The 19,256-nt window shown below is 70.7% G+C and carries 21 protein-coding genes; 15 read left to right on the top strand and 6 right to left on the bottom strand.

What is annotated here, in order from left to right:
- The first annotated feature begins 547 nt into the window (after positions 1–547).
- From smc to VJR25_RS12375, 3 genes are read left to right on the top strand one after another with little or no spacing between them, the layout of a single operon-like run.
- Positions 548–4,072 carry a chromosome segregation protein SMC gene (gene smc, locus VJR25_RS12385; RefSeq protein ID WP_324115454.1) on the top strand — a complete coding sequence of 1,175 codons (3,525 nt, stop codon included), beginning with the start codon at positions 548–550 and terminating at the stop codon, positions 4,070–4,072.
- A 9-nt stretch (positions 4,073–4,081) separates the two neighbouring features.
- Positions 4,082–4,954, top strand: a complete 873-nt coding sequence (gene ftsY, locus VJR25_RS12380; RefSeq protein ID WP_324115451.1) for a signal recognition particle-docking protein FtsY — start codon at positions 4,082–4,084, stop codon at positions 4,952–4,954.
- A 42-nt stretch (positions 4,955–4,996) separates the two neighbouring features.
- On the top strand, positions 4,997–5,497 hold the full coding sequence (locus VJR25_RS12375) for a DUF2004 domain-containing protein (protein WP_324115449.1): 501 nt from the start codon (positions 4,997–4,999) through the stop codon (positions 5,495–5,497).
- 59 nt (positions 5,498–5,556) lie between these two features.
- Here the strand turns inward: VJR25_RS12375 and lipA are convergent, their stop codons facing one another.
- Together lipA and lipB are read right to left on the bottom strand one after the other, a co-directional pair.
- The gene (gene lipA / locus VJR25_RS12370) at positions 5,557–6,558 is read right to left on the bottom strand and encodes a lipoyl synthase (RefSeq protein ID WP_324115447.1); all 1,002 of its coding nucleotides are present in this window, start codon (positions 6,556–6,558) and stop codon (positions 5,557–5,559) included.
- A complete protein-coding gene (gene lipB, locus VJR25_RS12365; protein WP_324115456.1) occupies positions 6,555–7,193 on the bottom strand; it encodes a lipoyl(octanoyl) transferase LipB in 639 nt (212 codons plus the stop codon). Before lipB ends, lipA begins: the two co-directional genes overlap by 4 nt.
- A 113-nt stretch (positions 7,194–7,306) precedes the next feature.
- Between lipB and VJR25_RS12360 the strand changes: the two genes are divergently transcribed.
- Complete coding sequence (locus VJR25_RS12360) at positions 7,307–8,278, top strand: TetR family transcriptional regulator (RefSeq protein ID WP_324115445.1); 972 nt, start codon at positions 7,307–7,309, stop codon at positions 8,276–8,278.
- A 65-nt stretch (positions 8,279–8,343) separates the two neighbouring features.
- Entirely contained in the window at positions 8,344–9,897 is a 1,554-nt protein-coding gene (gene ffh / locus VJR25_RS12355; RefSeq protein ID WP_324115442.1) for a signal recognition particle protein, read from the top strand.
- A 26-nt stretch (positions 9,898–9,923) separates the two neighbouring features.
- Here ffh and VJR25_RS12350 read toward each other — a convergent pair whose 3' ends face one another.
- Positions 9,924–10,547 (bottom strand): NAD(P)-dependent oxidoreductase, encoded by a 624-nt coding sequence (locus VJR25_RS12350; protein ID WP_324115440.1) that lies wholly within the window; start codon positions 10,545–10,547, stop codon positions 9,924–9,926.
- Between the two features lie 57 nt (positions 10,548–10,604).
- On the opposite strand from VJR25_RS12350, the gene VJR25_RS12345 reads away from it, so the two are divergent.
- A complete protein-coding gene (locus tag VJR25_RS12345; RefSeq protein WP_324115438.1) occupies positions 10,605–11,198 on the top strand; it encodes a TetR/AcrR family transcriptional regulator in 594 nt (197 codons plus the stop codon).
- Positions 11,199–11,205: 7 nt separating this feature from the next.
- On the opposite strand, the gene VJR25_RS12340 is transcribed toward VJR25_RS12345, so the two are convergent.
- Positions 11,206–11,904: an SGNH/GDSL hydrolase family protein gene (locus VJR25_RS12340; RefSeq protein ID WP_324115436.1), complete on the bottom strand. Its 699-nt coding sequence runs from the start codon at positions 11,902–11,904 to the stop codon at positions 11,206–11,208.
- 75 nt (positions 11,905–11,979) lie between these two features.
- Positions 11,980–13,143 (bottom strand): glutamate--cysteine ligase, encoded by a 1,164-nt coding sequence (locus VJR25_RS12335; RefSeq protein WP_324115434.1) that lies wholly within the window; start codon positions 13,141–13,143, stop codon positions 11,980–11,982.
- Between the two features lie 180 nt (positions 13,144–13,323).
- On the opposite strand from VJR25_RS12335, the gene rpsP reads away from it, so the two are divergent.
- The 4 genes from rpsP to trmD are packed head-to-tail and all read left to right on the top strand — an operon-like array spanning position 13,324 to position 15,350.
- Positions 13,324–13,746 carry a 30S ribosomal protein S16 gene (rpsP, locus tag VJR25_RS12330; RefSeq protein ID WP_324115432.1) on the top strand — a complete coding sequence of 141 codons (423 nt, stop codon included), beginning with the start codon at positions 13,324–13,326 and terminating at the stop codon, positions 13,744–13,746.
- 5 nt (positions 13,747–13,751) lie between these two features.
- The gene (locus VJR25_RS12325) at positions 13,752–13,982 is read left to right on the top strand and encodes an RNA-binding protein (protein ID WP_324115430.1); all 231 of its coding nucleotides are present in this window, start codon (positions 13,752–13,754) and stop codon (positions 13,980–13,982) included.
- Complete coding sequence (gene rimM, locus VJR25_RS12320) at positions 13,982–14,626, top strand: ribosome maturation factor RimM (protein WP_324115428.1); 645 nt, start codon at positions 13,982–13,984, stop codon at positions 14,624–14,626. Before VJR25_RS12325 ends, rimM begins: the two co-directional genes overlap by 1 nt.
- A gap of 1 nt (position 14,627) precedes the next feature.
- A complete protein-coding gene (gene trmD, locus VJR25_RS12315) occupies positions 14,628–15,350 on the top strand; it encodes a tRNA (guanosine(37)-N1)-methyltransferase TrmD (RefSeq protein ID WP_324115426.1) in 723 nt (240 codons plus the stop codon).
- A 33-nt stretch (positions 15,351–15,383) separates the two neighbouring features.
- On the opposite strand, the gene map is transcribed toward trmD, so the two are convergent.
- Positions 15,384–16,166 (bottom strand): type I methionyl aminopeptidase, encoded by a 783-nt coding sequence (map, locus tag VJR25_RS12310; protein ID WP_324115424.1) that lies wholly within the window; start codon positions 16,164–16,166, stop codon positions 15,384–15,386.
- Between the two features lie 115 nt (positions 16,167–16,281).
- Between map and VJR25_RS12305 the strand changes: the two genes are divergently transcribed.
- The 5 genes from VJR25_RS12305 (at position 16,282) to VJR25_RS12285 (ending at position 19,176) form a co-directional block, all read left to right on the top strand.
- The gene (locus tag VJR25_RS12305; RefSeq protein WP_324115422.1) at positions 16,282–16,755 is read left to right on the top strand and encodes an MFS transporter permease; all 474 of its coding nucleotides are present in this window, start codon (positions 16,282–16,284) and stop codon (positions 16,753–16,755) included.
- A 171-nt stretch (positions 16,756–16,926) separates the two neighbouring features.
- On the top strand, positions 16,927–17,274 hold the full coding sequence (gene rplS, locus VJR25_RS12300; RefSeq protein WP_324115420.1) for a 50S ribosomal protein L19: 348 nt from the start codon (positions 16,927–16,929) through the stop codon (positions 17,272–17,274).
- Between the two features lie 121 nt (positions 17,275–17,395).
- A complete protein-coding gene (lepB, locus tag VJR25_RS12295; protein ID WP_324115419.1) occupies positions 17,396–18,169 on the top strand; it encodes a signal peptidase I in 774 nt (257 codons plus the stop codon).
- A complete protein-coding gene (locus VJR25_RS12290; RefSeq protein ID WP_324115417.1) occupies positions 18,166–18,825 on the top strand; it encodes a ribonuclease HII in 660 nt (219 codons plus the stop codon). Before lepB ends, VJR25_RS12290 begins: the two co-directional genes overlap by 4 nt.
- Positions 18,826–18,852: 27 nt before the next feature.
- Positions 18,853–19,176 carry a DUF2469 family protein gene (locus VJR25_RS12285; protein ID WP_324115414.1) on the top strand — a complete coding sequence of 108 codons (324 nt, stop codon included), beginning with the start codon at positions 18,853–18,855 and terminating at the stop codon, positions 19,174–19,176.
- Positions 19,177–19,256: the final 80 nt, after the last annotated feature.

Below are 19,256 nucleotides of genomic sequence, written 5' to 3'. Positions count from 1 at the left end.
CAGCTGCACGCGCTCGGCGGCGGACAACCGGGTGTCGTGCACGACAGCGGCCAGGGGACCGGTGTCGGGCAGGGGCAGGGTGATGTCGCGCTCCACGACGGGAGCGGCGGACTCGATGGTATGCATGATGTGCTTTCGAGTGGTGCGCCGATGACGCAGACGGGTGCGTCGCGCGGTCGGCGCGGAGGGTGTGGGATCGGCCCGGGCGATCAGAAGACGCGGGCGGTCACTCGGGAGTGCGCACGGACGGCGCGGGAGTGACGGTGGGGCGGCAGGTCAGCAGAAGGACGCGGACGTGCCGCCGCGCAGGGCAGCCGAACGGAGCCGGAACGCCACGACGGATGGATTCTTGGTGATCATCGCCGGGTCTCCTCTCGACGTTCGGTGATGCCTGGCGCATCACGGGGTTCCGAACTTAGTGCGGAACCTGGACCGATGTCAAGAGTGCGCTGTGAATGTGGCGTGCCGCGCGGCATCCCGGGCCTGCCTGGCGCGTCCGGTAGCGTGGGGTGGTCCGAGCTGTCGGGCCGCGAGGGAGGCGGCATCCATGCACCTGAAGAGCCTGACGCTCAAGGGCTTCAAGTCGTTCGCGCAGCCGACGACCTTCGCCCTCGAGCCGGGTGTCACGTGCATCGTGGGCCCGAACGGCTCCGGCAAGTCGAACGTCGTCGACGCGCTCGCCTGGGTGATGGGGGAGCAGGGGGCGAAGACCCTGCGCGGCGGCAAGATGGAGGACGTCATCTTCGCCGGCACCGCGACGCGCGGCCCGCTCGGGCGCGCCGAGGTTCAGCTGACCATCGACAACGCCGACGGCGCACTTCCGATCGACTACTCCGAGGTGACGATCTCGCGCACGCTGTTCCGCAACGGGGCGAGCGAGTACGCCATCAACGGGCAGAGCTGTCGGCTCTTGGATGTGCAGGAGCTGCTGAGCGATTCCGGTCTGGGACGCGAGATGCACGTGATCGTCGGGCAGGGCCGTCTCGACACGGTGCTGCAGGCCACGCCGGAGGATCGTCGCGGTTTCATCGAGGAGGCCGCCGGCATCCTCAAGCATCGTCGCCGCAAGGAGAAGACGGTGCGAAAGCTCGAGGCGATGGAGGCGAACCTCACCCGGCTCGGCGACCTCGCCGGCGAGCTGCGCCGGCAGCTCAAGCCCCTCGGCAGGCAGGCCGAGATCGCCCGGCAGGCCGCGTCCATCGCCGCCATCGTGCGCGACGCTCGTGCGCGTCTGTACGCCGACGATGTGGTGCAGCTTCGGGAACAGCTCACCGGCTTCGCCCGGAACGAGCAGGAGCGGCACGCCGAAAGGCTCGTGCTCCAGGACCAGGCCGAGACCCTGCACCGCCGCATCGCGCAACTCGAGCAGGACCAGCGCAGCGAAGCCGTGGATGCCGCCCGGCAGACCGCGTTCGACCTCGGCCGCGTGCAGGAGCGCCTGCGCGGGCTGTACACGCTCGCCGGTCAGCGCCTGTCCCTGCTGGCCGCCGACGACGAATCCCTCGCGCCCGCCCAGACCGTCACGATCGAGCAGATCGACGAGGCGCGCGCCGGCGTCCTGGAGCTCTCGGCGGGGGTGGACGCCGCCCAGGATGCCGCGCACGCGGCCTCCCTGCAGGTGACGCGTGCTCGCGGCGACCTCGACGCGCTGGATGCCGACATCGCCGCCCAGAGCGCGCTCGTCTCGGAGCACGACATGCGGCTGAACACCCTGCGCGGGTCCGCGGAGTCCGCAGCATCCACCCTGGCCGCGGTCCGCACCGGTGTCGAGCGCCAGCAGCACGCGCTCGAAGCCGCGCAGGAACGCAGTGCCGAGGCCGAGCGGGAGCTGTCGGGCCTCGACCCGGACCTCGTGCCGGAGCAGGGGTCCGCCGAGTTCAGCGCCGCCTACGAGCGGGCTCAGCGGGCCGCCGGCGACGCCGAGTCCGGGGTCGCCGCGACCCGCGAACGGCTGCACGGCACCGAGCGCGAGATCGAGGCGCTGACCGCCCAGGCGGCCGCGCTCGGACGCGCCCTCGACATCCGCAACGGCGCGAGCGACCTCATCGCCCGTGGCGGCCCGGGCATCCGCGGTGTGGTCGGCGACGCGATCCAGGTGCAGCCCGGCTTCGAGACCGCGATCGCGGCGGCCCTCGGACAGGTCGCCGAGGGCGTGCTCGTCGACACCCACGCCGATGCGCTCGCCGCTGCGAGCGACGTGCGCGGATCCGACCTCGGCATCGTCGACATCGTGATCGCCGGCGCCGCCGCGTCCGGGTCCGCACCGCCCGAGGTGTCGGGTCTCGTGGCGGCGCGCGACGTGGTGACGGCACCGGACGGGGTGGTGGGACTCCTCGCCGACGTCCTGATCGCCGACGACCTCGAGACCGCGCTGAACGCCGTGGCGGAGCTGCGGGAGACCGGCCGCCGGGCGACCGTCGTGACGCGGGCCGGCGAACTGTGCACCGTCTCGTCCGTGCGCGCGGGGACCGGGGCATCCCGCTCGCGTCTCGAACTGGCGGCGGAGCGGGATGCCGCCACCGACCGACTCGCGGAGATCACCGTGATCGCCGACGCGCTCCGGGAGGCCCTTCGCGACGGCACCGCCGCTCTCGAGGCCGCGCGCCACGAGACGAAGTCCGCGCTGGAGCGCCTGCGCGCGCACGACGCCGCGCTGGCGGCACACGCCGAGCAGGTCAACCGCGCCACGGTGCGCGCCGAATCCGCCGCCGCCGAATGCGAGCGCCTCACCGCGACGCTGCAGCAGATGCAGGCGGCGGTCGCCGACGCCGAAGCGGATGCCGCCCGCGCCCGGGAGCAGCTCGACACGGCCCTCGCCGCGCCACGGCCCATCCTGGACGCCTCCGCACGGGACGGCGTGCTCGCCGCCCTCGAAGAGGCGCGCGACGGCGAGATGCGCGCGCGCCTGGAGGTCGAGACGCTGCGCGAGCGCGTCCGCGCCGAGGAGGCGCGGGTCGTGTCGCTCGAGCGCCAGCGGGAGCGGGAGCAGGCGGCCGCCGCAGCCGCTGCGCACCGAGCGGCGATCCGCGAGGCGCAGCGCGAGGTCGCCCAGAGCGTCGCATCCCGCCTTCCGGCCCTGCTCGACTCGGTCGACCGGTCGGTGAGCGAGGCGCGGGTGGAGCTCGCGGCGGCGGAGGCATCCCGGTCGGCGGTGTCCGCGGAGCTCGACGAGGTGCGCACGCAGGACGCCTCCGTGCGCGCCCGCATCGACGCGCTCACCGAACGCGTGCACGGGCTCGAGCTGCAGATCCACGAGAAGCGGCTGCAGCTGACGAGCCTCCTCGAACGCGTGCAGTCCGAACTCGGGCTGACGGCGGACATCCTCGTCGACGAGTACGGTCCGACGCAGTCCGTTCCGGCCGAGGACGACGGCGAACCGGTGCCGTACGACCGTGCCGAGCAGCGGCGACGGCTGCAGGACGCCGAGCGCAAGCTCGGGCAGCTTGGCAAGGTCAACCCGCTCGCCCTCGAGGAGTATGCCGCGCTCGAGCAGCGCCACCGGTTCCTCACCGAGCAGCTCGACGACCTCACGCGCACGCGCGCCGATCTGATGACGATCATCACCGAGCTCGACGAGCGCATGGTCTCGATCTTCGTCGCCGCGTTCGAGGACACCCGCACCGCTTTCGGCGAGGTGTTCCCGATCCTGTTCCCCGGCGGCACGGGCAGCATCTCGCTGACCGACCCGGACAATCCGCTCACCACCGGCATCGAGGTCTCCGTGCGTCCGGTCGGCAAGAAGATCGAGCGCCTGTCGCTGCTGTCCGGCGGCGAGCGGTCCCTCGCGGCGGTGGCCCTGCTGACGGCGATCTTCAAAGCGCGGCCGAGCCCGTTCTACATCCTCGACGAGGTCGAAGCCGCGCTCGACGACGCGAATCTCGGCCGGCTGCTGGGGGTCTTCGAGCAGTTGCGCGCCTCCAGCCAGCTGCTCGTCATCACGCACCAGAAGCGCACCATGGAGATCGCCGACGCGCTCTACGGCGTCTCGATGCGCCAGGACGGCGTGTCCGCCGTGGTCGGACAGCGCGTCGCGGCCGGCCGGACGGAGAAGTCCCTGTCGCCCGCCACGTAGGCTGGGGGCATGGCTGAACGCTCCTGGTCGCTCGGCCGCGCTCTGCGCGGCATGTTCGTCAAGCCCACGATCGATGAGACGACGTGGGACGACCTCGAGACGGCCCTGATCACGGCGGACTTCGGCCCGGACATCACCGAGCGCATCGTCGACGAGCTGCGCACCAAGGTCGATCGCTTCCAGACCACCGATCCACGCGACCTGCAGCGCATGCTCAAGGAGACCCTCGAGGAGCACTTCGCCAAGTTCGACACCACGCTCAAGCTCACCGAGCGTCCCGCGGTCGTGCTCGTCGTCGGCGTCAACGGCGTGGGCAAGACGACCACGATCGGCAAGTTCGCGAAGTTCCTGCGCGGATACCAGCGCTCCGTCGTCGTCGGCGCGGCCGACACGTTCCGCGCCGCCGCCGTCGAGCAGCTCGCCACGTGGGCGCAGCGTTCCGGCGTCGCGATCGTGCGCCCCGAGCGCGAGGGCCAGGACCCGGCATCCGTCGCGTTCCAGACGATCGAGTACGCCAAGCAGAACGGCACGGAGATCGTCGTCGTCGACACCGCCGGCCGCCTGCACACCAAGGGCGGCCTCATGGACGAGCTCACCAAGATCCGTCGCGTCATCGAGAAGCAGGCGCCGATCAGCGAGGTGCTGCTCGTGCTGGATGCCACCACGGGCCAGAACGGGGTCATGCAGGCGGAAGCCTTCCTGGAGCACGCCGGGGTCACCGGCCTCGTGATCACGAAGCTCGACGGATCGGCCAAGGGCGGGTTCGTGCTGGCCGTCCAGGAGCGCACCGGCATCCCGGTGAAGCTCCTCGGTCAGGGCGAGGGCATCGAGGACCTCACCGGCTTCACGCCGCACGTGTTCGCGGCCTCGCTCGTGGACTGAGTCGCGCTACCGAAACGTCATCCGCGGTGGTTGCATAGGAGCATGGCAATCGAGCACGAGTACTTCGGACTCATCGAGACCGACAACGGATCGATCAGCTGGAACGACACCGTCGAGCTGGGCGACCAGAGCGTGACGGTCGACCTCAGTGCGCCGTTCGAAGCCGACGTCGAGGCGGCCGCGCTCGATGCCGCCGCAATGCTCGTGCGCGCACTCGAGGGCATGGACATCGCCGCGCGCAATGCCATGGTCGCGGAGCTCGACAGCCGCACCAGCGAAGTGACCGAGTACATCCTGCAGCAGGAGGACCGCCTCGGAGACGACCTCGAGGACTTCCTCGTCGACATCTCCGGCGACACCCCGATCGACGTCATCCGCTCGCTGTCACTGGTGAGCCTCACCGTGCTGCTCGACGAGTTCGACAGCGACGAGCCGTTCGCCATCCTGGAGTACATCATCGACGTGGACGCCCCCGACGAGGCGCTGCTGGTCAACTTCGGCTCGGACGGCACGATCCAGTCGATCGCGAGCGCCGACCGCTAGGACCGGCGGCCGACCGGCAGACGGCGCACATCGTCGGGCGCACGTCCACCGGCGTCTTGTCACACGGCCTGGGCGAAGGTGAGCCCGTCGGTCGCGATGTCCTTCGCGAGGTGCGCGAGATCCTCCGGGATGTCGCGGCCCTTCGAGATCATCGACTGCGCCCACAGACGTCCGGCGCGGTACGACGACCGCACCAGGGGGCCGGCGAGCACCCCGAGGAACCCGATGCGCTCGGCCTCCTCCTTGAACGCGACGAACTCGTCGGGCCGCACCCAGCGCGCGACCGGCAGGTGCCGGGGCGAGGGCCGCAGGTACTGCGTGATCGTGATGATGTCGGTGCCCGCGTCGTGCAGGTCCTGCAGCGCCTGCACGACCTCCTCGGGCTCCTCGCCCATGCCCAGGATGAGGTTCGACTTGGTGATGAGGCCGGCATCCCGCGCCTGCGTGAGCACGTCGAGCGAGCGCTCGTAGCGGAACGCCGGGCGGATGCGCTTGAAGATGCGCGGCACCGTCTCGACGTTGTGAGCGAACACCTCGGGGCGTGCGTCGAACACCTCGTTCAGCAGGGCGGGCTCGCCGTTGAAGTCGGTCGCGAGCAGCTCGACACCCGTGCCCGGGTTCTGGGCGTGGATCTGTCGCACCGTCTCGGCGTTGAGCCACGCGCCGCCGTCGGACAGGTCGTCGCGGGCGACGCACGTGACGGTGGCGTAGCGCAGCTGCATCCGGGTGACGCTCTCGGCCACACGGCGCGGCTCGTCGGTGTCGTAGTCCGCGGGCTTTCCGGTGTCGATCTGGCAGAAGTCGCAGCGGCGCGTGCACTGCGAGCCGCCGATGAGGAACGTGGCCTCGCGGTCCTCCCAGCACTCGTAGATGTTGGGGCACCCGGCTTCCTGGCACACCGTGTGCAGCCCCTCGTCCTTCACGAGGGAGTGCAGGGCGGTGTACTCCGGGCCCATCTTGGCCTTCGTCTTGATCCACTCGGGCTTGCGCTCGATCGGCGTCTGGGCGTTGCGGACCTCGAGGCGCAGGAGCTTGCGTCCGTCCGGGGCGGCGGTGCTCACGCGGCCACCTCCGCGTACTCGCGCTGGAAGACCTCGACGATGGTGCCCAGGATGTCGCGCGGCGACACGTCGCGGCCGGTCACCTCGCTGATGGTCGTCACGCCGGCGTCCGTGATGCCGCACGGGACGATGCCGCCGAATGCCGCGAGCGAGTTGTCGCAGTTGACCGCGAAGCCGTGCATCGTGACGCCCTTCTCGACGCGCACGCCGATCGCGGCGATCTTGTCCTCCGACAGGGGGCGGCGCACCCACACGCCGCTGCGGCCCTCGACCTGGTAGCCGTCGACGCCGTGCACGCGCAGGGCCTCGATCAGCAGGCGCTCGATCCGGCGCACGTGCGCGACGACGTCGATGGGCTCGTGCAGGCGCACGATCGGGTAGCCGACGAGCTGCCCGGGACCGTGCCAGGTGATGCGGCCGCCGCGGTCCACGTCGATGACGGGGGTGCCGTCGGTGGGCCGGTCTTCCGGCTGGGTCCGCTTGCCCGCCGTGTACACGGACTCGTGCTCGAGCACGATCATCGTGTCCGGCCGAGTGCCGGCGAGCACCTCGGCGTGCACGCGGCGCTGCAGCTCCCAGCCGTCGAGATAGGGGACAAGATCGGGGTTCAGACCCGCTTCGAGGATGTCGAGCACGAGGGTTCCTTCGTCCGTCGGAGCGCCCGTCCGGGTGAGGCCGGCGCCTTTCTGCACAGTGTCCAATAATACGCACACGGTCCCCCGCGGGCGCCACGCCCTACGCTGAGACCGTGACAGCGAATCGACCCGGGAGGCCGCGCGCGTCTTCGCGCGCCACCCTGGCGGACGCCGCCAGCGAGCTCTTCCTGGAGCGCGGGTACGACGCGACCTCGATTGCGGACATCACCACACGTGCCGGGGTGAGCCGATCCAGCTTCTTCAACTACTTCGCATCCAAGGCCGACATCCTCTGGGCGGGGCTGGACGAGCGCATCGCGGCTGCCGTCTCGTCGCTCGAGTCGGCCGGATCGGCTCCGGTCGGCGCTGTGCTCGCCGGAGCTCTCGCCGACTTCGAACCGGACACGCTCGCGCTCGCGATCGTGAACGACGACGCCATGGGGGTCGCGGAGGAACTGGCGCGCGAGGCGTCCATCCGCCGAACGCGCCTCTCCGAGGCCGTCGCGAGGCGGCTGGAACGGGACGGCGTCGAACCGATGCGCGCGGAGATCGCGGGCGCGGGATATGCGGCCGCGGTGCTGTCGGCGGTGTGGACGTGGGCGCACGGCGGCGCCGGCCGCTCGCCGCTGCGACCGACGATGGCGCGCGCCCTCGCGATGGTCCCCGACGTCGCGCGGGAAGCGCGGGTGTCGCAGCTGCGGGTGGTGGTGCGGGCGGACGACCTCGACGGGGCCGTCGCGTTCTACCGCGACGCACTCGGGCTCGTCGAGGAGGAGTCCTACGACGGGGAGGGCGACGCCCGGGTCGTGATCCTCGGAGCGGGGCGCGCGACGCTCGAGCTGGCCAACCCTGCCCAGGTGCGCTTCATCGACCGCGTCGAGACGGACGGCGTGACCAGTCCCCACATCCGCCTGGCGTTCGAAGTGGACGACACGGCGGCCGAGGCGGCCCTGCTGACCGGCGCCGGTGCGGAGGTGCTGGCATCCGCCCGCGAGACCCCGTGGCGCTCGGTGAACGCGCGGCTCGCCGGCCCCGCCGGGCTGCAGCTGACACTGTTCGAGGAGCTCGGGCCCGCCGATCGCTGACGGCGCGGATGCGCACCCTGTCCGAGGCCGGGGCGCGGCATCCTCTCCCGTATCCTTGGAGGATCATGGCTACATTCGGCACGCTCTCCGATCGGCTCACCGAGACCTTCCGCAACCTGCGCACCAAGGGCAAGCTCACGCCCGCCGACGTCGACGGCACCGTCCGCGAGATCCGGCGCGCATTGCTCGATGCGGACGTCGCGCTGGTCGTCGTCAAGGAGTTCACCGCCAAGGTGCGCGAGCGCGCCCTCAGCGACGAGGTCAACAAGGCGCTGAACCCCGCCCAGCAGGTCGTGCAGATCGTCAACGAGGAGCTCATCCACATCCTCGGCGGCCGGCAGCGCCGACTGCAGTTCGCGAAGACCGCGCCGACGGTGATCATGCTCGCGGGTCTGCAGGGCTCGGGGAAGACGACCTTCGCGGGCAAGCTCGCGAAGCTCCTCGAATCCGACGGCCACACGCCGATGCTGGTCGCTGCGGACCTGCAGCGCCCGAACGCCGTGAACCAGCTGCAGGTCGTCGCCGAGCGCGCCGGGGCGGCGATCTACGCCCCCGAGCCCGGCAACGGCGTCGGCGACCCGGTGAAGGTCGCCCGCGAGGGCGTGGAGGCTGCGCGCCGCCAGCAGTACGACACGGTCATCATCGACACCGCCGGCCGCCTCGGCGTCGACGCCGAGCTCATGAAGCAGGCCGCCGACATCCGCCGGGCGGTGAACCCGGACGAGGTGCTGTTCGTCATCGACGCGATGATCGGTCAGGATGCCGTCAACACGGCGAAGGCCTTCCAGGACGGCGTCGATTTCACCGGCGTCGTGCTGTCCAAGCTCGACGGCGACGCCCGAGGCGGCGCCGCGCTGTCGGTCGCGTCGATCACCGGACGCCCGATCATCTACGCGTCCACCGGTGAGGGCCTCGACGACCTCGAGCCGTTCCACCCCGACCGCATGGCGTCGCGCATCCTGGACCTCGGCGACATCCTCACCCTCATCGAGCAGGCGCAGCAGGCCTTCGACGAGGCGGAGGCGCTCAAGGTCGCCGAGAAGCTCGCGAGCGAGACCTTCACGCTCGAGGACTTCCTGGACCAGATGCAGCAGTTCAAGAAGATGGGGTCGATGAAGAAGATGCTGTCGATGCTGCCCGGAACGGGGCAGATGAAGCAGCAGATCGAGAACTTCGACGAGCGCGAGATCGACCGCACCGAGGCGATCATCCGGTCCATGACCCCGTACGAGCGGCGCAACCCGAAGATCCTCAACGGCTCGCGGCGGCTGCGCATCGCGCGCGGCTGCGGCATGACCGTGACGGACGTCAACCAGCTCGTGCAGCGCTTCGACCAGGCCGCGAAGATGATGAAGACCGTCGCGCGCGGGGGAGTGCCGAACATCCCCGGCATGGGTCCGGTCGGCGGCAAGCCGGGGGCGTCCAGCAAGCGCGGCAAGCAGCAGAAGGCGAAGGGCTCCCGGTCGGGCAATCCCGCCAAGCGCGCCGCGGAGAACGCGGGTGTCGGCGCCGAGGCGCCCGCCGCGCAGGGTTCGGGTTTCGGCCTCGGCGGAAAGCCGGGCGCGCAGCCGAGCGAGGCCGACCTCGCGGCGGTGCAGAAGCTGCTCGGCGGTCGCTGAGCCGACCCGGCAGCGGCCTCGGGGGTCTATTCCGTGATGAATGCGGAGTGGCCGATCCAGTCCGAGCGCGACAGCGCGTCGACGGCCGCGCGCCCGACCGTGTCGAAGCGGGTGTTGTAGTGCCACCACACCGCACGGTCGACCCGACTGCGGTAGCGCGCCGAGCCGTTCCCGGCGACCAGGCGCGAGGGGCGCAGAAGCGTCCAGTGCGCCGTGCTCGAACGGATGACATCCTCCATCGCCCGGGTGTCCACGTTGTTGGCCTTCAGCATCCGCTCGAGGATCGGCTTGGCGATGAAGCGGGAGAGCGGGTCGTCGCCGGCGACGTACGCCGCGGCCGCGGACACCGCGACCACGCGGCGCGTTCCGACGGCTGCCATCGCTGCGACGAGCGCTGACGCGCTGTCGCGCAGCAGCGTCGGATCCTCCTGCCCGGCGACGTGGCCCACGCAGGATACGACGGCGTCCGCGTCGCGGAACGCGTGTGCGAGGGCGGCGGCGTCCCGGGCATCCGCCTGGGCGACCGTCGTGCCCGCGGGCGCCTTCGACGGGGTGCGAACGACGGACACCACGTCATGGCCCGCGGCCAGGGCGTGACGCACGGTGGCGCTTCCCGTGCGACCGGATGCAGCAAGGACGGCGATGCGCATGAGCGACCTCTTTCCAAAGGGAAGGTGAGTGAACACTTACTCACTACGATAGTGAACATGACACCGCACGCATCCGTCAAGCCGCCCCGTGAGCGCATCCTCGACGCCGCGTTCGAGGTGATGCACACCCTGGGCTTGGCGAACGCGACCACGAAGCAGATCGCACTCCACGCCGGCTACTCGGAGGCGATGCTCTACAAGCACTTCGCCGACAAGCAGGAGCTCTTCCTGGCGGTGCTCCAGGAGCGGGTGCCGCCCGTGCGCGTCAGCGCGCGAGCGGCAGGCGACGGCGACCTCGTCGAGAACCTGACCGCGCTGCTGGAGGATCTGATGGGGTTCTTCGTCACGGCGTTCCCGATCGCCGCCTCGGTCTTCAGCTCCCCGGATCTGCTGCGCGAGCACCGAGCCGGCGTCGCGTCGCGAGACCGCGGCCCGGAAGAAGCGGTGCGCGCCGTCGAGGCGTACCTCGAGGCGGAGCGCTCGTCCGGCCGCCTCGCCGAGGATGCCGACTGCGGTGCCGGAGCGCGGCTCCTCGTGGGAGCGGCCTTCCACCAGGGCTTCCTCGCGGCCTTCGCCGGCCGTGGAGCCGTCGATGAGGTGCACGCGATCGCACTCGGCATCGCGCGCACCGTGGCGCGCGGGCTGTGCTGACTCGGCGTCAGATGTTCACGCCGGCGGCGTCCAGCGCCGCCTCCACCGCCTGCAGCAGCACCTGCTGTCCGGCGACGGTGGGATGCTCGTCGTCCGGCTGCAGCAGCCCCAGCCGGCCCTGCAGAGGCTGGCCGATGTCGACGTAGACGCCCCCCACGGCGGTGACGGCGGCCCGGACCGACGCGGAGCTGTACGCGATCTCGGCGGGCGCCGGCGTCGGCTGGTCCCACAGCGTGTTCAGGCCCACGATCTGCGCCTCCGGCAGCGCCCGGTGCAGCGTGTCGATCATCGCCCGGGTGGCGGCATCCAGAGCCGCGGCGGACCGGGTGTGATCGTTGTCGGACCCCTGCACGATGACGATGGCGGGGCGGTCCTTCACGGCGGCCGGGATGAGGCCGGCGAAGTCCGAGCCGCACGAGCCGACCGCGATGAAGCCCGCGCCGCTGCACGCGACGTTGACGACGGTGTCGTCGCGGTCGTCGGACATGAGCGTCGGCCAGTCCGCGCCGTCCTCCAGCCCGTGCCCGGACATGATCGAATCGCCGATCGTCGCGACCACGGGGGTGCCGGGCGCGGACGGAGTCGGGGTGGGAGCCGATGCCTCGGTGGCCGGCCGCGCGAGGGACGAAGGGGCCGAGGTGCAGCCGGCCAGGACGACGAGCGCGGCCACAGCGAGGGCAGGGGGGATTCCACGCCGGACACGCATGACGCCCACGGTAGAACGGGCGGCCCGGGAGCGGCGACTCAGGCGGAGGCCACCCGGCGCATGCACACCGGACGCTCAGTTCGCGTCGAGTCGCGCGAGATGCTCGTGCAGGGACGGTCCGGCACGGAACTCGCGGATGAGATGCTGCACGACCTCGCGCAGATCGCCGTCGCAGTCCTCGGCCACGCGCACCTGCCGCTCGGAGCTGGAGCCCTCGGTGAGGATCGTGCGCAGGCCCGCCAGTTCCCGCACGCAGCCGAGGTCGGCGGCGATGGGAGCGAGGTCGCCGGCGAGCTCGGCGATGTGCTCGCGCACGGCGCGCTGACGGCCGTCCCGGTCGCTGATGACCACGGCATCCAGCCCGTATCGGGCCGCGCGCCACTTGTTCTCCCGGATGAACCACGGCTGCAGGGTGGGCAGTGACCGGCCGGCATCCAGTTCGCGGGAGAAGTGCTCGACCAGCACCTGCACGAACGCCGCGACCGCGGCGAGCTCGGGCAGCGTCGACATGCCGTCGCAGGCGCGCACCTCGACGGTGCCCCAGCGCGGCGCGGGCCGGATGTCCCAGCGCACCTCGGTGGCATCCGCCATGACGCCCGTTCCGACCATGTCGTGGAGGTAGCCCTCGAACTCCGCCCAATCGGCGAGCGGCCAGGGCAGGCCCGCCGTCGGCAGCTGCTGGAAGACGAGCGCGCGATTGGAGGCGTACCCGGTGCGTTCGCCCGCCCAGAACGGGCTCGACGCGGACAGCGCCTGCAGGTGCGGCAGGTACGCGCTCAGCGCGCCGATGATGGGCATCACCTTGGTGACGTCCTCGACGCCGATGTGGATGTGGATGCCCCAGATCATCATGTTGCGTCCCCACCACTGGGTGCGCTCGATGAGGGTGTGGTACCGGGTCTTGTCGGTCACCTGCTGGTCGTACCACTGGGCGAACGGATGGCTCCCCGCGCACAGCAGCTCGATGCCACGCGGATCCGTCACCCGCCGCACGGCCGCGATGGCGTCGGCGATGTCGTGCACCGCGTCGGCGACCGTCGCCCCGACCCCGCTCGTCACCTCGACGGTGTTCGTGAGCAGCTCGCCGGTGATCGTATAGCGCGCCGGTCCCGCCTCCCGCAGCGCTTCGAGCACCTCGGGCGCACGGGGGACGAGGTCCCCGGTGGCGCCGTCGGCGAGCATGAGCTCCCACTCGAGTCCCACGGTGGACCTGGCGGATGTCGCGAAAGGCGCCGTCATTCGCACAGTTTGACACGCACCCGCCTCCCGGTTCGCGGGAGTCGTGACGATCTGGCAGAATTGATGGTTGGACCGGCGCCCGACCCTCTATCCGGCGTCGTCCGACCTCAGAGCTTCCGCCGGGTGTGCACCCCACGCTCCAGGCGATGTTCCCCGTCTTCCACATAATTCAGGAGAATCGTGGCTGTCAAGATCCGTCTCAAGCGTCTCGGCAAGATCCGTGCGCCGTACTACCGCATCGTCGTGGCCGACTCGCGCACCAAGCGCGACGGCCGTGTCATCGAGGAGATCGGCAAGTACCACCCGACCGAGCAGCCCTCGTTCATCGAGGTCGACTCCGACCGCGCCCAGTACTGGCTCTCCGTCGGCGCGCAGCCGACCGAGCAGGTGCTCGCCATCCTCAAGCTGACCGGCGACTGGGGCAAGTACAAGGGCGACGCCAACGCCATCTCGACCGTGCAGGTCGCCGAGGGCAAGGCCGCTTTCGCCGCCGACACCGCCAAGAAGTCGGTCGTCAAGTCCAAGGTCGAGAAGAAGGCCGAAGAGCCCGCCGCCGAGGCCGCTGAGGTCGTCGAGGCCGACGCTCCGGCAGACGCCGAGTAATCGCCGTGCTGGCTGCCGCGCTCGAGCACGTCGTCAAGGGGATCGTGGATCACCCGGACGACGTCCGCATCGACTCGTCCACGTCGTCCCGTGGAGATGTGCTGGAAGTGCACGTCCACCCCGACGACCGGGGACGCGTCATCGGGCGCGGTGGCCGCACCGCGAAGGCCCTGCGCACCGTCGTCGGTGCGCTGGCCGAAGGCCGTCGGGTCCGCGTCGACGTCGCGGACGACTGATGGCCGAAGTCAAGGTCCCTCGGCGCGATGCTCAACCGCCGAGGGCGCAGCTGCGCGTCGGCCGCCTGGTCAAGGCGCACGGCCTCAAGGGCGCGCTGAAGCTCGAGCTCTACACGGATGACCCCGACGGCCGCTTCGTGCCGGGGGCATCCTTCACCCTGCAGGTGCCGGAGTCGTCTCCGTGGCACAGCAAGACCATCACGGTGCGCGAGTTCCGCTGGATGAACTCCCACCCCGTCGTCTTCTTCGAGGGCGTCGACGACCGCACGGCGGCCGAGTCCCTCGTCAAGGCGATCCTCTGGGTCGATGAGGATGCCGCGGCGTCCGAGCCCGAGGACGACGCCTGGTACGACCACCAGCTCACCGGACTCGACGTCGTGCGCGACGGTGCGGTCGTGGGCGCCGTCACCCGCGTCGACCACCTGCCCGCCCAGGACCTGCTGATCGTGCGCAGCGGCGACCGCGACGTCCTGGTCCCCTTCGTGAAGGCGATCGTGCCCGAGGTCGACATCGCGGGCGGTCGCCTGGTCGTCACACCGCCGCCCGGACTGTTCGAGGACCTGCCGTCGGACGACGACGGTCCGGCGGACTCCGACGGATCCGAGGACGAGGATCCCGCCGGAGACGACGACGCGGAGTCCTGACGTGCGCATCGACGTCGTCTCGATCTTCCCCGCCTTCTTCGACGTCCTCGACGTCTCGCTGCTCGGCAAGGCGCGCAGCGCCGGCATCCTCGATGTCCGCGTGCACGACCTGCGCGACTGGACCCACGATCGCCACCGCACCGTCGACGACACGCCGTACGGCGGGGGAGCCGGCATGGTCATGAAGCCCGAGCCCTGGGGGCTCGCCCTCGATGAGATCGCCGGTCCGCCGGCTCCGGATGCCGCGGCCCCGGATGGCCCGGACGCGCCCATCATCATCTTCCCGTCCCCGGCGGGGGAGGTCTTCACCCAGGCGACCGCCCGCGAACTGTCCGGGGCATCCCACCTCGTGTTCGGCTGCGGACGCTACGAGGGCATCGACGAACGCGTCTTCGAGTACGCCAAGACTCTCGGCTCCGTCCGCCTGGTGAGTCTCGGCGACTACGTGCTCAACGGCGGAGAGGTCGCCGTCATGGCGATGATCGAGGCCGTCGGGCGGCTCCTCCCCGGCGTCGTCGGCAACCCGGAGAGCCTCGTCGAGGAGTCCCACGAGGAGGGACTGCTCGAGTACCCGTCGTACACGAAGCCGTCCACCTGGCGCGGGCGGGATGTGCCGGAGGTGCTGCTCAGCGGCAACCACGGCGCGATCGCGGCCTGGCGCCACGAGCAGCAGGTGGAGCGCACCCGGGTGCGCCGGCCCGACCTGCTGCGCGAGACCGACTGAGTCGCCGCCGGCGGGCTCGGGGTCAGCGGATCATCAGTCGACGCCGAGGAACGAGCGGTCGGTCAGCACGATCGGGCCGTCGGACGTCACGGCGATCGTGTGCTCCGAGTGCGCGCCACGCGAGCCGTCGACGCTGCGCAGCGTCCAGCCGTCGGGGTCGGTGACGAGCTCGTCGGTCGTCGCCAGCAGCCACGGCTCCAGTGCCATCACGAGTCCGGCGCGCAGCGGGTAGCCGCGGCCGGCTTTGCCGTCGTTCGGCACGTGCGGATCGCCGTGCATGATGCGGCCGACGCCGTGCCCGCCGAAGTCGGTGTTGATCGAGTAGCCACCGCCGTGCGAGACCTCGGCGATCGCGGCGGAGATGTCGCCGATCCGGTTGCCGACCGTCGCGGCGGCGATGGCGGCATCCAGCGCGCGCTCGGTCGTGTCGATGAGGCGCAGGTCCTCGTCGCGGGGCGTGCCGACGACGAACGACACCGCCGAGTCGGCCACCCAGCCGTCGATCGACACGGCGAAGTCCAGGGAGACGAGGTCGCCGTCGCGCAGGTCGTAGTCGAACGGCAGCCCGTGCAGCACGGCGTCGTTCACGGAGGTGCAGATCACCTTGCCGAACGGGCTCGCCCCGAACGACGGGTGGTAGTCGATGTAGCAGGACTCGGCGCCGGCGCGGCGGATGAGGTCGTGCGCGCGCCGGTCGATCGCGAGGAGGTTCGTGCCGACCCGCGTCTCGTCCCGCAGGGTCGCGAGCGTCTCCGCCACGAAGCGGCCCGCCGGGCGCATGGCTTCGACCTCTGCAGGGGTGCGCAACTCGATCATCGGATTCCTCTCGTCGCGTCCATTCTTCCGGATCGCGGCGCAGTCGACTGTGAGGATGCCGCGGGACGCTCCGGTGGCGGATCCCGCGGTCCGGACCGCGCGTACGATCGGTCACATGTGGCTGCGACGCGCTTTCTACGGCTGGCTGTTCCCGGCCGCGCTGATCCTGCCGCTCTGGCTCTTCATCGGGTGGGGCGTGTTCAGCGCCGGCGGCTGGGCCTTCCTCTGGGTCGTGCTCATCGCGATCCCGTCCGTGCTCGTCGGGCAGGCGGTGCTCGCCCTCCTCGTGCGCGCCCGGCAGTCGGCGCGCGAGGCGCGCGCGGTCTCATGGTGGGACGTGCTCGGCTTCACGGTGTGGCACTGCCTGACGATCTCGCTCGCCTTCTTCGCCGAGGTCTGGTGGCTGCCGGTCATGCTCCTCACCGTGTGCGTCGGGCTGGGGCTCTTCTGGCTGGAGATCTGGCAGCTCATGCGGGAGGCCCGGAGACGGCTGTCGTCGGCGGCGTCCGCTGCCGGTGGATCGTCACCGCGCCGCGGCGGCCCGGGCGACGTGTTCGTCATCACCGAGACCGATCCCACGAAGCCCTGACCGCGGTTTTGGCGCGGCCTCGCATCCGTGGCAGAATGGGAGTTCGTGCCCTGACGCGCTCTGCCTCAGGGGGGCTGCCATCGACTTCGGTCCGGAATGTGGCAACGGGGCACTCCTTTCCTGACATCCCTTGACGTGGTCGACCTGTGGCGGCCGCAGGAAGAGAAGATCATGCAGATCCTCGACGCCGTCGACGCAGCATCCCTGCGCTCCGACATCCCCGACTTCGGTCCCGGCGACACCGTCAAGGTGCACGTCAACATCACCGAAGGCAACCGCTCCCGCATCCAGGTCTTCCAGGGCGTCGTCATCGGCCGCTCCGGCGACGGGGTGCGCGAGACCTTCACCGTCCGCAAGGTCAGCTTCCAGGTGGGCGTCGAGCGTACGTTCCCGGTGCACAGCCCGGTGATCGACCACATCGAGGTCGTCACCCGCGGTGACGTGCGACGTGCGAAGCTCTACTACCTGCGCAACCTCCGCGGCAAGAAGGCAAAGATCAAGGAGAAGCGCGACAACTGACGCACTTCTGCGTGCGACGCCCCGCGGCCCTGTGCCGCGGGGCGTCGCTGTATCTGCACCTCAGCAAGGTGTGCGAGGCTGGAACGTGCACGCGCGCCGACGCGCGCCCGGGAGGAGATCGATGAGCACCGAGCACGCCGACACTCCGGCGGCCGCAGGCGCGGCGACGCACCGCAGCCGAGGCGGCCTGCTGTTCCTGCGGGACGTCGTGGTGATCGTCGTCATCGCCATCGTCGCCTCCTTCCTCCTCAAGACCTTCTTCGTGCGGTCGTTCTACATCCCGTCGGCGTCGATGGAGAACACGCTGCAGATCAACGACCGCATCCTCGTCGACGAGATCACGCCGCGCTTCGGGGGCTACCACCGCGGGGACGTCGTCGTGTTCAGCGATCCGGGCGGGTGGCTGCCCGTGCAGCCCGCGTCCCCGCCGAAGCCGTGGATCGCGCAGGTCGCCGACTCCGCACTGACCTTCGTCGGGCTGTCGACGGCCGACAGCGACGATCATCTGGTCAAACGCGTCATCGGACTGCCCGGCGACCATGTGCAGTGCTGCAACGCCCTCGGACAGCTGAGCGTGAACGGCACTCCCGTCGACGAGACGTCGTACGTGAAGCTGCAGCCCGGCGAGAGCGCGCCGCAGCCCGTGCCGTTCAACGTCACTGTGCCGAAGGACTCGCTGTGGGTGCTCGGGGACAACCGCGACGAGTCGCGCGACTCGCGCTACAACCAGAACGACCCGGGCAAGGGGTTCGTGCCGATGTCGGATGTCGTGGGTCGCGCGTTCCTCATCACCTGGCCGTTCGACCGGTTCGGCTTGATCGGCACGCACTCCAGCGCGTTCGCCGGCGTGCCGGGGCCGACGGGGACGGCCTCATCCGGAACGCCCGGGCCATGACCGTCGTCGAGCCGCGGCTCACGCTCGAGCGACGCCTGCTGCGCGAGCGCACGCTCATCGTCGCGTGCGACGAGGTCGGACGCGGGGCCCTGGCCGGCCCGGTCGCCGTCGGCGCGGTCGCGGTGGATGCCTCCCGTGCCCGGAAGCGGGTCCCGTCCGGACTGCGCGACTCGAAGCTCGTGCCCGAAGCCAGACGCCCGGAGGTCGCGGCCCGCGCCGCCGAGTGGGTCTGCGCCTCCGCCGTCGGGTGGGCGACCTCGGCCGAGATCGACGACATCGGCATCATCCGCGCCCTCGGCCTCGCCGCGCACCGGGCCATCGCCCAGCTCGGCGAGTTCGGCTGCGACTTGAGCGACGCCCTCGTGCTGCTCGACGGCAACCACGACTACATCACCCCCGTCCAGGCGACACCCTGGCCGGTGCGTCCGATCATCAAGGGCGACCGCGACTGCGCGAGCGCCAGCGCGGCATCCGTCATCGCCAAGGTCGCCCGCGACGACGTCATGCGGGAGCTCGACGGAGACTTCCCGGTCTACGGGTGGTCCCGGAACAAGGGCTATGCCAGCCTCGACCACCGCGCCGCGATCCGCGAGCACGGACTCAGTCGGCATCATCGCGCGTCCTGGGCCATCGCGGACGCTCCGACGCTGTTCTGACAGCGGCGCCCGTAGGATGGGAGGACCATGGACGACGACTCCTTCGACGACTACGACCGCGACCTGGAGCTGGCGCTGTTCCGCGAGTACCGGGATGTGGTCTCGCAGTTCGGATACGTGATCGAGACCGAGCGACGCTTCTACCTCGCCAACGAGGTCAACGTCGTGCGCCGCGACACCGAGCACGACTTCTACTTCGAGATCACGATGAACGACGTGTGGGTGTGGGACATCTACCGCGCCGACCGCTTCGTCAAGTCGGTGCGCGTCCTCACGTTCAAGGACGTCAACGTCGAGGAGCTGTCCCGCCACGACCTGCACCTGCCCGAGGAGCTGTCGCTCGACAGCTGAGCGCCGCGCGCCCCCGTCCCCGGATGTTGCGCGGCGGCGACGCGTCCACAGGCGGCGCGGAGCCGCGATCGCTCCACACC

It is taken from the genome of Microbacterium sp. (assembly GCF_035277845.1).
Taxonomy (GTDB): Bacteria; Actinomycetota; Actinomycetes; order Actinomycetales; family Microbacteriaceae; genus Microbacterium.
Note: the sequence above shows the minus strand (reverse complement) of the source record. Positions and strands in the feature narration are given on the sequence as shown.